Genomic DNA, 11,713 nt, shown 5'->3' with positions numbered 1-11,713 from the left:
ATGCCGCGGATCATCCCGCCGGTCGAATTCGACGGTCAGGACATCCGCAGTCGGCGCTCGCCGCGGGAGATCAGCTGCCGCACGGCCGCCGGCGACTTGTCGATGATCGCACCGATCTCCACGGCCGACATGCCGTGCGCACGGTGCAGCACGACAGCCGCACGGGCTTCGGGCGTGAGCCGCTCGGCGAGATGGAGCAGGGCGAGGGAGAGCATCTCGCGGTCGGCGACGGCGTCCTCCGGCAGCCGCGAGGTGGCGACGGGCTCGGGGAACCAGCACCCGGTGTACTCCTCACGGACGGCGGCCAGCGCGCGCATACGGTCGATCGCCCTGCGCACGCAGGTCGTCGTCAGCCACGCGGGCCACGAGCGCACCGGCGCGGCATTCGACCGCTCCGCCTTCAGCGCGTCGATCGCGACCTCCGAGACGACGTCCTCGGCGTGGCCGAAATCCCCCAGCATCCGATATGCGATGCCGATCAGCCGGCCGCGCTCCGCCGCCCAGGCGCGCGCCGCGGGCGTGATGGGGATCATGCAGCCAGGCTACGCTCCGTCACACGATCGGGTGCTCGTCGTCCACCGGCGGCTGCATGCGGGTCGAGATGGCGATGCGGTTCCACACGTTGATGGTGCAGATCGCCATGACGATCCCGCCCAGTTCACTGTCGGAGAAGTGCTCGGCCGCGGCATCCCAGATCTCATCGGTGACGGTGTCCGGGCCGAGCTTCGTGATCGCGTCGGTGAGGGCGAGTGCCGCGAGTTCCTTCGGCTCGAACAGGTTCCGCGCGTGCTGCCACGCCCCGACGGCGTGCAGCGTGCGCTGCGGGATGCCGGCCTTCGCGCCGTCCGTGGCGTGCATGTCGACGCAGAACCCGCAGCCATTGAGGATCGACGCCCTCAGCTTGATGAGCTCGTACAGCCGCTTCTCCACGGACTTGCTCGCGTACGCCTCCATTCCGAGCACTGCGGCGTAGCCGGTCCTGTTGGTGCGCGACAAGTCGATCCGGGTCATCATCATCCTTCCGCGAGGTCGCCACTCTGGCGCCCTCCTGTATATGTCGGATCGGGGCACGGGAGTGTGACAGTCGACGCCCGGTGGCGGCCCCTGCGGGACGAGGCGGCCCGCACCCGTCATCCGTCTGCCGCCCATCCGCACTCCTGAGAGAATGGAACCCGTCCCGAGCGTTCGACCCGAGGAGACCCCTTGACCAGGACCGATGTGCGGTACGTGTCCACCCGCGGCGGCATGGCACCGCAGCCCTTCAGCGAGACGCTGCTGGAGGGGCTCGCACCCGACGGCGGCCTGGCCGTGCCCGCGCAGCTGCCCTCGGTCGACGCCGAGACCCTGGAGGGTTGGCGGGCGCTGACCTACCCGCAGCTGGCCGCCGAGGTGCTGGGCCTGTTCGCCACCGACATCCCCCGTGAGGACCTGGCGCGGATGACGGCCGCGGCGTATGCGGACTTCCCCGACGAGGTCGTGCCGCTGCGCTCCATCGGCGGCGGCATCACCCTCGTCGGGCTGTCCGAGGGGCCGACGCTGGCGTTCAAGGACATGGCCATGCAGTTCCTCGGCCAGGCGCTCTCGCACGTGCTGGAGCGCAAGGATCAGGTGCTCAACATCGTGGGAGCCACCTCGGGAGACACCGGATCCGCGGCCGAGCACGCGCTGCGCGGCAAGGAGCGCGTGTCGGTGTTCATGCTCTCCCCGCAGGGGCGGATGAGCCCGTTCCAGCGTGCGCAGATGTACTCGCTCGATGACGCGAACGTGCACAACATCGCCGTGGCGGGCGTGTTCGACGACTGTCAGAACCTCGTCAAGCGGCTCTCCGGCGATCTCGACTTCAAGCACGCCCACCGGCTCGGGGCGGTCAACTCCATCAACCTCGGGCGGATCGCCGCGCAGGCCGTCTACTACTTCTGGGCCTGGCTTCGGGTGACGGATGCCGTGGAGCCGGAGTTCCGCCGAGGCTTCGAGGTCTCCTTCGCGGTGCCCTCCGGCAACTTCGGCAACATCCTCTCCGGCTTCTACGCCAAGGGCATGGGCGTGCCGATCCGTCGCCTCGTGCTCGCGGCCAACGAGAACAACGTGCTGGACGAGTTCTTCCGCACCGGCGTCTACCGGCCGCGCTCGGCCGCCGACACCTACGCCACCTCGAGCCCGTCGATGGACATCTCCAAGGCCTCCAACCTGGAGCGCTTCATCCACGAACTCGTCGGGCGCGACCCGCGGCGCGTCGCCGACTTCTTCCGGGCGATCGACGAGCAGGGGTTCGTCGACCTCTCGGCCGAGCAGCCGCGGTTCGACGCGGAGTTCGGCATCGTCAGCGGCACGTCGACTCACGCTGACCGGCTGGCGACGATCCGCGCGGTGCATGAGGCGTCCGGTGAGCTCATCGATCCGCACACCGCCGACGGCGTGAAGGTCGCCCGCGACCACCTCGAGCCGGACGTGCCCATGCTCGTGCTGGAGACGGCGAAGCCGCAGAAGTTCGCCGAGACCATCCGTGAGGCGACCGGCATCGAACTTGAGCTGTCACCGGAGCTGCGCGGCATGCTGGACGCCCCGCAGCACGTCACCGAGATGGTCGACGACGAGCAGGCGCTGCGGGAGTTCATCGCCGCGCACGCGCTGCACTGATCCGGCTCGCCGGATTCCTCGGCGACCGGCTCCGCTCAGCGCGACGCCAGCCATTCCCGGAAGGTCTGCACCCCGTGGTCCGCGTCCGGGCCGGGCAGCGCGGTGCCTGCGCGCATGCCCGCCATCTGCCTGGTCGGCACGTTGAGCGCCGGGATCCACCCCCGGCGCCCATCGGCGCGCGCCACCTGGCGGACCATGTCGGCGAGGCTCTCCTCGCGCGGTCCGGCGAGATCCCGCACGCGGCCTGCGGCGGGGCCGGCGGCCAGGGCCGCCAGCCGCGCAGCCACCTCGGCGGCGGCCACCGGCTGGACCCTGGCGTTCGGAGCGAACCGCAGCGGACCGATGCTCGCCCGCGCCTGCATTTGCTCCGCGAACTCGTGGAACTGCGTCGTGCGAAGGATCGTCCAGGGCACGGGCGACGCCTCGACCACGCGCTCCTGGGCGACCTTCCCCGCGTAGTAGTCGTGCGGATTCCGGTCGATGCCGACGATCGACAGCAGCACGAGGTGAATCACGCCCGCTTTCGCGCCGGCGGAGATGAGGTTCCCGGTCGCGGTCGTGAAGAACGAGACTGCGGCATCCGCCTTGAGCGTCGAGATGCTCGTCGTGTCGATCACGGCGTCGACGCCGGCCAACGACTCCTCAAGACCCTCGCCGGTGACGAGGTCGACCCCCTCGGATCGGCTCAGCACCACGGCCTCATGGCCGGCGGCGCGAACCGCCTCGACGGTGGGGCGGCCGACCGTCCCAGTCCCTCCTGCGACGGCGATCCTCATCACACGTCCTCCTTCTCATCGATGGTCTCACGCGGTCCGGGCAGCATCAGCAGGATGCCGAGCGCCAGGTTCCCGCCGAGGGAGACGACGTTGCCGATCGCGTCGACAGTCGCCATCCCTCCGAGCTTCGTGACGTGGTAGAGCAGGTGCGGGAGACCGAAGACCGTCCAGGCCACTCCGACCACGCGCGCCGCAGCCGCGTCACGGGCGAACGCCGCGGCGATGCTCGCGACGGCGAGTCCGAGGTACAGGGCGCCGACGTCGCGGATCAGATGCTCGTTGAAGGGCCCGTCCACCGCCACCCAGATTCGTCCGAAACCCGGGAAGGCGTCGTAGAACCCGGTCGGCCATACCGCAGCCCACAGGCCGACGTACACGCCGATCGCGGCCGTGACACCCAGCAGGATGCGTCGTGCGAACATGCTCATACATCACCGACGACGCAGGCTCCGCGAACGTGAGCCTCACATCTGGGCACGCAGCTTCGTCGGATGTTCGAGAGGAGGTGCCGATTGGGTGAGGAGCTGGAGCGGGAGCGACGGTCGCTGACGCTGCTGGCGTACCGGATGCTGGGCACTGTCGCCGATGCCGAGGATGCCGTGCAGGAGACGTACGTGCGCTGGTATCGCCTGACCTCGTCTGAGCGCCAGGCGATCCGCAATCCGGCTGCCTGGCTGACGCGGGTCGTCGGTCGAGTGTGCCTGGACATCCTCGGTTCGGCTCGGAGTCGCCGCGAGCGGTACGTCGGCGAATGGCTGCCCGAGCCCATCCCCGGGGAATGGCCCGTCACCGTCACCGCCTCCGCTGATCCGCTGGACCGTGTCACGCTCGACGAGTCGGTGAGCATGGCGCTGATGATCGTGCTGGATTCGCTCACGCCTGCCGAGCGGGTCGCGTTCGTGCTCCATGATGTGTTCGCTGTCCCGTTCGCCGACATCGCCGAGATCGTCGGCCGCAGCACGGATGCCGTGCGGCAGCTCGCCTCGCAGGGGCGCCGACGCGTGCGTGATCGCCGCGCGGGTCTGGCCACCCGCGAGCGGCACGATGCGGTGGCACAAGCGTTCGCGGCGGCCGCGGCGACCGGTGAGCTGGGTCGGCTGATCACGGTTCTCGACCCCGATGTCGTGCTTCGCTCGGATGGCGGCGGGAGGGTGTCGGCCGCTCGTCGCCCGGTGTTCGGCGCCGACCGTGTGGGGCGCTTCCTGCTCGGTGCGCCGCGTCTCTCGCCCGATCGGGTGCTGACCCCGGTGACGACTCCCGACGGCATCGCCTTCCTCGGCACCGTCGACGGACGCCCGGATGCGCTCATCTCACTGACCGTCTCCGGCGACCGCGTCACCGAGGTCCACATCGTCCGCAACCCGGACAAGCTCACGCTCTGGTGATGCCGCGCAGGCCTGCCCGCCGGGGCCCGGCGTCGGCGTCCTCGCCATAGGCTGAGGGCATGAGCACCGTTCGTCCCGGCATCGCCGAGCGCCTCTCTCAGATGATCCGGCTGCCCACCGTGTCGGCGGAGCTCGCGCAGCGCGGGCTCGAGCCCTTCGCGGCGTTCGAGCGGCTGCTCGCCGAGCTGTACCCGCTCGTGCACGAGCACCTCGCCATCGAGAAGCACACCGACCTCGGGCTGCTGTTCCACTGGAAGGGGCGGGACGCGGCATCCGACCCCGTCGTCCTCATGGCGCACTACGACGTCGTGCCCGTCGACGAGACCGACCCGTGGACGCACCCGCCCTTCGACGGCGTGATCGCCGACGGACGCGTCCACGGGCGCGGCGCGCTGGATGACAAGGGTCCGCTGATCGTCGTGATCGAGGCCGTCGAGAACCTGCTGGCCGACGGTTTCGTCCCCGCCCGCGACGTCTACCTGTCCTTCGGCGGCAACGAGGAGACGTTCGGAGACGCCGCGCTGGCCATCGCCGATGCGTTCCGGGAGCGAGGCATCACGCCGTGGCTGGTGGTGGACGAGGGCGGTGCGGTCGTCGACGCCCCGCTGCCGTTCGTGCCCGGTAGCGCCGCCATGATCGGGGTGGGGGAGAAGGGCATCCTCTCGCTGCGCCTCTCCGCCCGCGGTGAGGGCGGCCACGCCTCGACTCCGCCCGAGCTCACGGCCGTGCGTCGCGTCGCCCGTGCCGTGAGCAGACTGGACCCGTCGATGTTCCCCGCGCGCACGCCGCGGGCCATCGGACGGATGCTCGCACAGCTCGGGTCGCGGACCCCGGGCGCGGCAGGTCTCGGCCTGCGTCTGCTGAGCCGGATGCCGTGGATCACCGCACGGGTGCTCTCCCGGCTCGGCGGCGAGCCCGCGGCACTCGTGCGCACCACGGTCGCAGCCACCATGCAGTCCGGCGGCACCGCCGCGAACGTGATCCCCTCGCAGGCCGCCGCGACGATCAACCTGCGCCTGGCGTTGGGCGAGACCATCGATGCCACCGTGCTGCGCGTGCGCGACCGCATCGCCGATCCGCTCGTGGCGATCGAGGTGCTCGACGGCAGCGGTCCGTCGCCGGAATCGGCGACGGACGGGGCGCCGTTCGCCCTGCTGGAGAAGGCGCTCAGCGTCTCGCATCCGGGCGTCCCCGCCGTGCCGTACGTGATGATGGCCGCCACCGACTCGCGGCATTTCCACCGCTTCGCGCCGGCCGTCTACCGGTTCGCCCCGCTGGAGATGACCGCCGCCCAGCGAGCGGCCATCCACGGCGTCGACGAGTACGTCGAGATCGCGTCGCTGCGCAGGGGCGAGCGATTCCATCGCGCTCTGCTCGAACAGCTACAGTGAGCTGACCCGGCACCGATCCGAACAGGAGGCGCGATGACGCGCACCGATCCCGCACGAGTGACCCTCGGCGCGCTCGCCGCCGTGGTCGGCTTCCTCGCCTTCGTCGAGTTCACCAGCGGAGTGCTGCAGGGGTACTACACGCCCATGCTCACCGACATCGCCCGGCATCTGCGCATCCACGACGCCGATGTGAACTGGCTCGAGGGAACCCAGCTGATGCTGTCGGCCCTGGTCGTGCCCGCCTTCGCGAAGCTCGGCGACATGATCGGGCACAAGCGGATGCTGCTGTGGTCCACGGCGCTCACCGGCGCCGCAGCCCTCGTGCTGCCGTTCACGGACTCGTTCGCGGTGTTCCTCGTCGGCTGGGCGCTGATGGGGTTCTACGTCGTGTGGCTGCCGCTGGAGATCGCGCTGATCTGGTCTCGGTCGCGGTCGATGACGGGCAGATCGGTGATCACCGCACGCGCGGCGGGGTTGCTCGTGGCAGCCCTCGAGGCCGGCGCCATCATCGGGGCGCTGGTCGGCGGGGCGCTCATCGACGCGCTGCCGTTGACGGTCGTGCTGCTCATCCCCGCGCTGCTGATCGTGGTGTGCTTCTTCGTGATCCTCGTCGGAGTGAAGGAGTCGCCCGAGCTGACCGGCGGACGTCTGGACACCGTCGGCATCGTGCTCATCTCACTCGCGCTCATCGCGTTCACCGGCGGGCTCAGCCTGCTGCGGCTGCCCGGCGGACTGACGAGCCCCTGGTCGTGGGCCGTGGTGGCGGCCGGGCTCCTGCTCGTGGTCCCGTTCGTGCTGTGGGAACTGCGCCACGACGACCCCGTCATCGACGTGCGCATGTTCCGCTCCCCGGCGCTCGGACCCGTGTTCCTCACCGCCGGGCTGTTCGGCGTCAGCGTGCTGGGCGCGCAGGCCCCGCTGTCGACCTTCGCACGGACGGAGCCTGCGGTGTACGGCTACGGGCTGGGGACGACGGGCTTCGCGACCTCGCTCATCATCGGCATCTACCTCATCGCGATGATCAGCGGCGCGCTGCTGTTCCCCGTCGTCGCGCGGCTGACGGCGCCCCGACTCACGCTCATGGGCGCCTCCGTGCTCGTCGGCGTCGGATTCCTGCTGTTCCTGCCGCTGCACGGGACCTACCTGCAGGTGGTCGTGAACATGGTGATCGTCGGGCTGGGCTCCGGGGCGCTCGTGGCGGCGCTGCCCGCGGCAGCGGCATCCGCCGCCCCGTCGACGCAGACCGGCGTCGCAACCGGACTCACCAACTCCGTCAAGACCGTGGGCGGTGCGATCGCGTCGTGCGTGTTCGGCATCGCGCTGCTGAACGGGGTGACGGATGCCGGCGCCGCGGCGGCCGAGGCGACCGCGGGGTCGCTGTCGGGGTACGTGACGGTGTGGGTCGTGTGCGGGGCGACCGCGCTGGCCGCGGCCGTGCTGCTGGCGTTCGTGCCGAAGCAGGCGTTCACCGACCGTGCGGTCGAGGACGGGCCGGCCGTCTGACACCGGCGCACCGGGTTCGCTCGCGCGCCAGATCCCGGCGGTTCGGGAGTCGCACCGGTCCGGGACCCGTGGACAGGTCTGCGCACTGCGCCGCCTGTGGACAGGGGACGGGCCGCCGGATCGACGCTACTGCGTCTGGTCGGCGGTGACCATCCAGGAGATCCCGAAGCGGTCGACGAGCATGCCGAACAGGCCGCCCCACGGCGGTGCGCCCAGAGCCATGGTGATGGTGCCGCCGTCGCTGAGACCGTCCCAGATCGACCGCGCGCGATCGACGTCTTCGCAGCTGACCGACACGGAGATGCCCTGCGGCGCCTGGTGGTCCATGCCTGTCGGCGTGTCGGAGCCGGCCAGCACCATGCCGTCGTCGGTGGTGAGCCAGGAGTGCATGATCAGGTGCGCGTCGGCCGGGTCGTGCGGCATCTGGGGGAACGACGAGAACTCGACGAGGTCGAGCGAGCCGCCGAGGACGGATCGGTAGAACGTCATCGCCTCGCGCGCATTGTCGCGGAACGACAGGTAGGCGGTGAGAATGCTCATGGTGCGCCTTTCCGCACGAGGGTCGAACGAGGATCCCTTCAGTGTGAGCGTCCCGCTGCGCGCGCGCAATGCCTGTTCCTCCGCATTCGCCGGGAGTCCGGGGGCGGTGCAGGCCGGCAGCACGCTCGCCCGCGCGGTGATCAGAGCAGGATCCGTCCGGAATGGACGCCGCGAAGCGGCAGATCGAGGCTGCGGTGGCCGACCGTGAAAGCCGATTTCACTTCAGTCATAAAGTAAGGCTAACCTAATTCAAAGCCGGGTAAGGGTCACCTAAGTCCCGGCGTCCGCGCATCCACGCGCACCTCGCAGAAGCAGAACAGGAGACTCTCCATGTCCGTGCCCAGAATCCTCGGAGCGACCGCCGTCGGCCTCGCCGGCCTCCTCGCCATCGCCGGCTGCGCGTCCTCACCCACGGCCGAAGCCGACGAGAAGACGTCGACCGAGAGCACTGTGACCGTCGAGGACAACAACGGCTCGCACGAGATCTCCACGCCCCCGGCATCCGTCGTCGCCACCGACAACCGCACCTTCCAGACGCTCAGCGACTGGGGGATCGAGCTCAGCGCCGCCGCCGTCTCTCTCATGCCCGTGACCGTCGGCTACGTGCAGGACCCGCAGATCGTCGACCTCGGCACCCACATGGAGCCCGACCTCGAGGCGGTGGTCGCCGTCGCGCCGGACCTGATCATCAACGGACAGCGCTTCACGCAGCACCACGAGAAGCTCGCAGCCCTCGTGCCGGATGCCACCATCCTCGAGCTCGACCCGCGTGAGGGCGAGCCGTTCGACGCCGAGCTCAAGCGGCAGATCACCGTGCTCGGCGAGATCTTCGGAAAGCAGGCCGAGGCCGAGAAGCTCTCCTCCGACTTCGACGCCGCGATCGCCCGCGTGAAGAAGGCGTACGACGCGGCCGACACGGTCATGGCCGTCACCACCTCCGGCGGCGAGATCGGATACATCGCCCCGACCGTCGGCCGCACGATCGGCCCGCTGTTCGACAGCCTCGGCCTCACCCCCGCGCTCGAGGTGGAAGGCGCCACCGACGACCACCAGGGCGACGACATCTCGGTCGAGGCCATCGCCGACGCCGACCCCGACTGGATGCTCGTGATGGACCGGGATGCGGTGTTCGCCGACGAGGAGCCGGACTACGTGCAGGCCGCCGACATCCTCGAGAAGTCGGACGCGCTCAAGAACGTCACCGCCGTCAAGGAGGGCCGCATCATCTACATGCCCACCGACACGTACCTCAACGAGGGCATCCAGACGTACACGACCTTCCTGAACGACTTCGCCGACGCGCTCGAGAAGGCCGCGAAGTAGGCCTCGCCCGGCGGCAGCCGCTCCCCGCCTCCGAGGACGGATGCAGCCGGGCGGACGTTCCCGCTGGAGCATCGCATCATGACACCCACCGTCCCCCTCGCGCCGCGGCGCGGCGGATCCCGGACCGGCACGGCCCGTTCCCGCCCCGGTCCCGGGCGGCTCTTCGACGTGAAGCTGCTCATCGGCATCCTCGTCGTCGCCGCCCTCCTCGTCGTCTCGCTCTTCACCGGCGTGTACGACATCGCAGGCGGCGCCGACGGCGCCGAGATGTTCCGGATCACCCGCATCCCCCGCACCATCGCGCTCGTGCTCGCGGGCGCCTCCATGGCGATGGCGGGTCTGGTGATGCAGCTGCTCACCCAGAATCGCTTCGTCGAGCCCACCACGACGGGCACCACGGAATGGGCGGGCCTCGGCCTGCTGGCGGTGATGGCGCTGGTTCCGCATCCGTCCCTCCCGCTGCGGATGGCGGGTGCGGTCGTCGCCGCGTTCATCGGCACGATGGTGTTCTTCCTGTTCCTGCGACGGATCTCGCTCCGCTCCTCGCTCATCGTCCCCATCGTGGGCATCATGCTCGGCGCCGTGGTCGGCGCCCTCTCCACCTATTTCGCCCTCGCCACGAACACCCTGCAGAGCCTGGGCGTCTGGTTCGCCGGCAGCTTCACCTCGGTGCTGCGCGGCCAGTACGAGATGCTGTGGATCGTCGCCGCGGTCGGCGTGATCGTCTTCGTCGCCGCCGACCGGCTCACCGTCGCCGGCCTCGGCGAGGAGGTCGCCACGAACGTGGGGCTCGACTACGACCGGGTGATCCTGCTGGGCACCGCGCTCATCGCCGTGGTCACCGGCGTCGTCACCGTGGTCGTCGGCAACCTGCCGTTCCTGGGGCTCATCGTGCCGAACGTCGTCTCGATGGTGCGCGGCGACGACCTGCGCAGCAACCTGCCCTGGGTCTGCCTGCTCGGCATCGCCATCGTCACGGTGTGCGACCTCATCGGAAGGACCATCATCATGCCCTTCGAGGTGCCGGTCTCGCTGATCCTCGGGATCGTCGGCGCGGTCGTGTTCGTGCTCCTCCTGCTCAGGCAGCGTCGCCGTGCTTAGGCCGGTGGCGGAGCGGATGCCCGCGCCCTCGGCATCCGCGGCGACCCCCCGGCGCACCACCTCGCCGTCGTTCGCGGATGCCGGTGCGCGGCGCCGCTACCGGATCGTGCTCATGGCGCTCATCGTGCTCGCCGCCGTGTTCGCACTCGGCCTGCTGGCGTGGGGGAACCCCATGCCGGTCGGCACCGCGGGGTTCTGGCGCATCGCGAACCTGCGTGCGACGAACCTGCTCGTCATGGTCATCGTCGCGGTATGCCAGGCGGTGGCGACGGTCGCCTTCCAGACCGTCACCACCAACCGCATCATCACCCCGTCGATCATGGGCTTCGAGTCGCTGTACCGCGCCGTGCAGACCTCGTCGGTGTACCTGTTCGGGGTGGCGGGGCTCGTCGCCCTGCAGGGGCTGTGGCAGTTCGGCATCCAGGTGGCGATCATGGTCGCCCTGGCGATGCTGCTGTACGGCTGGCTGCTCACCGGGCGCTACGCGAACCTACAGATCATGCTCCTGATCGGGATCATCGTCGGAGGCGGCCTCGGTGCGATCGCGACGTTCATGCAGCGGCTGCTCACTCCGAGCGAGTTCGACGTGCTGGCCGCGCGACTGTTCGGGAGCATCTCCAACGCCGATGCGTCGTGCCTGCCGCTCGCGATCCCGCTGTGCGCGGCGGCGTCGATGCTGCTGTGGATGCGCGCCCGACGACTGAACGTCATGGCGCTCGGCGCCGGCACGGCGCAGTCGCTGGGGCTGAACCATCGTCGCGAGCTGATGATCGTGCTGCTCCTCGTCGCGGTCCTGATGGCGACCTCGACCGCACTGGTGGGCCCCATGACCTTCCTCGGCTTCCTCGTCGCGACCCTCGCCTACCAGTTCGCCGGCACCGACGACCACCGGCTGGTGCTGCCGGTCGCCGTGCTCACCGCGTTCACGATCATCGCCGGGGCGTACTTCGTGATGCGCAACATCTTCTACGCCCAGGGCGTCGTGTCGATCATCATCGAACTGGTCGGCGGCGTCGTGTTCCTCATCGTCATCCTCAGGAAGGGCCGCCTGTGATCA

The 11,713-nt window shown here is 69.9% G+C and carries 12 protein-coding genes; 7 read left to right on the top strand and 5 right to left on the bottom strand.

Annotated elements, in window-relative coordinates; all coding sequences use genetic code 11:
* Positions 1-35: 35 nt before the first annotated feature.
* The gene (locus tag ABD770_RS03985; RefSeq protein ID WP_344818212.1) at positions 36-533 is read right to left on the bottom strand and encodes a sigma-70 family RNA polymerase sigma factor; all 498 of its coding nucleotides are present in this window, start codon (positions 531-533) and stop codon (positions 36-38) included.
* Between the two features lie 19 nt (positions 534-552).
* Entirely contained in the window at positions 553-1,011 is a 459-nt protein-coding gene (locus ABD770_RS03980) for a carboxymuconolactone decarboxylase family protein (protein ID WP_344818211.1), read from the bottom strand.
* A 207-nt stretch (positions 1,012-1,218) separates the two neighbouring features.
* Between ABD770_RS03980 and thrC the strand changes: the two genes are divergently transcribed.
* The gene (gene thrC / locus ABD770_RS03975; protein ID WP_344819862.1) at positions 1,219-2,637 is read left to right on the top strand and encodes a threonine synthase; all 1,419 of its coding nucleotides are present in this window, start codon (positions 1,219-1,221) and stop codon (positions 2,635-2,637) included.
* 35 nt (positions 2,638-2,672) lie between these two features.
* On the opposite strand, the gene ABD770_RS03970 is transcribed toward thrC, so the two are convergent.
* Positions 2,673-3,413, bottom strand: coding sequence for an SDR family oxidoreductase (locus tag ABD770_RS03970; protein ID WP_344818210.1), 741 nt, complete (start codon positions 3,411-3,413; stop codon positions 2,673-2,675).
* On the bottom strand, positions 3,413-3,835 hold the full coding sequence (locus ABD770_RS03965) for a hypothetical protein (RefSeq protein ID WP_344818209.1): 423 nt from the start codon (positions 3,833-3,835) through the stop codon (positions 3,413-3,415). The genes ABD770_RS03970 and ABD770_RS03965 overlap by 1 nt, the downstream gene beginning before the upstream one ends.
* A gap of 90 nt (positions 3,836-3,925) precedes the next feature.
* On the opposite strand from ABD770_RS03965, the gene sigJ reads away from it, so the two are divergent.
* The 3 genes from sigJ to ABD770_RS03950 are packed head-to-tail and all read left to right on the top strand — an operon-like array spanning position 3,926 to position 7,692.
* Positions 3,926-4,798, top strand: coding sequence for an RNA polymerase sigma factor SigJ (gene sigJ / locus ABD770_RS03960; protein ID WP_344818208.1), 873 nt, complete (start codon positions 3,926-3,928; stop codon positions 4,796-4,798).
* A gap of 59 nt (positions 4,799-4,857) precedes the next feature.
* Entirely contained in the window at positions 4,858-6,189 is a 1,332-nt protein-coding gene (locus ABD770_RS03955; RefSeq protein ID WP_344818207.1) for a M20/M25/M40 family metallo-hydrolase, read from the top strand.
* A gap of 33 nt (positions 6,190-6,222) precedes the next feature.
* On the top strand, positions 6,223-7,692 hold the full coding sequence (locus ABD770_RS03950; protein ID WP_344818206.1) for an MFS transporter: 1,470 nt from the start codon (positions 6,223-6,225) through the stop codon (positions 7,690-7,692).
* 126 nt (positions 7,693-7,818) lie between these two features.
* Here ABD770_RS03950 and ABD770_RS03945 read toward each other — a convergent pair whose 3' ends face one another.
* The gene (locus ABD770_RS03945) at positions 7,819-8,232 is read right to left on the bottom strand and encodes a VOC family protein (protein WP_344818205.1); all 414 of its coding nucleotides are present in this window, start codon (positions 8,230-8,232) and stop codon (positions 7,819-7,821) included.
* Positions 8,233-8,562: 330 nt separating this feature from the next.
* Here ABD770_RS03945 and ABD770_RS03940 point away from each other — a divergent pair, with 330 nt between their 5' ends.
* From ABD770_RS03940 to ABD770_RS03930, 3 genes are all read left to right on the top strand, one after another.
* Entirely contained in the window at positions 8,563-9,555 is a 993-nt protein-coding gene (locus ABD770_RS03940; protein ID WP_344818204.1) for a siderophore ABC transporter substrate-binding protein, read from the top strand.
* Between the two features lie 78 nt (positions 9,556-9,633).
* Positions 9,634-10,656, top strand: a complete 1,023-nt coding sequence (locus ABD770_RS03935; RefSeq protein WP_344818203.1) for an ABC transporter permease — start codon at positions 9,634-9,636, stop codon at positions 10,654-10,656.
* Positions 10,657-10,672: 16 nt separating this feature from the next.
* Positions 10,673-11,710 carry an iron chelate uptake ABC transporter family permease subunit gene (locus tag ABD770_RS03930; RefSeq protein ID WP_344818202.1) on the top strand — a complete coding sequence of 346 codons (1,038 nt, stop codon included), beginning with the start codon at positions 10,673-10,675 and terminating at the stop codon, positions 11,708-11,710.
* Positions 11,711-11,713 lie beyond the last annotated feature (3 nt).

Origin of the sequence: Microbacterium soli (genome assembly GCF_039539005.1) — a bacterium.
Taxonomy (GTDB): domain Bacteria; phylum Actinomycetota; class Actinomycetes; order Actinomycetales; family Microbacteriaceae; genus Microbacterium; species Microbacterium soli.
Note: the sequence above shows the minus strand (reverse complement) of the source record. Positions and strands in the feature narration are given on the sequence as shown.

Bases quoted from the DNA above. Each gene is read 5' to 3' on its own strand.
- ABD770_RS03985 (WP_344818212.1), bottom strand. From the start codon at position 533: ATGATCCCCATCACGCCCGCGGCGCGCGCCTGGGCGGCGGAGCGCGGC.
- ABD770_RS03980 (WP_344818211.1), bottom strand. From the start codon at position 1,011: ATGACCCGGATCGACTTGTCGCGCACCAACAGGACCGGCTACGCCGCA.
- ABD770_RS03970 (WP_344818210.1), bottom strand. From the start codon at position 3,413: ATGAGGATCGCCGTCGCAGGAGGGACTGGGACGGTCGGCCGCCCCACC.
- ABD770_RS03965 (WP_344818209.1), bottom strand. From the start codon at position 3,835: ATGTTCGCACGACGCATCCTGCTGGGTGTCACGGCCGCGATCGGCGTG.
- ABD770_RS03955 (WP_344818207.1), top strand. From the start codon at position 4,858: ATGAGCACCGTTCGTCCCGGCATCGCCGAGCGCCTCTCTCAGATGATC.
- ABD770_RS03950 (WP_344818206.1), top strand. From the start codon at position 6,223: ATGACGCGCACCGATCCCGCACGAGTGACCCTCGGCGCGCTCGCCGCC.
- ABD770_RS03945 (WP_344818205.1), bottom strand. From the start codon at position 8,232: ATGAGCATTCTCACCGCCTACCTGTCGTTCCGCGACAATGCGCGCGAG.
- ABD770_RS03940 (WP_344818204.1), top strand. From the start codon at position 8,563: ATGTCCGTGCCCAGAATCCTCGGAGCGACCGCCGTCGGCCTCGCCGGC.
- ABD770_RS03935 (WP_344818203.1), top strand. From the start codon at position 9,634: ATGACACCCACCGTCCCCCTCGCGCCGCGGCGCGGCGGATCCCGGACC.
- ABD770_RS03930 (WP_344818202.1), top strand. From the start codon at position 10,673: ATGCCCGCGCCCTCGGCATCCGCGGCGACCCCCCGGCGCACCACCTCG.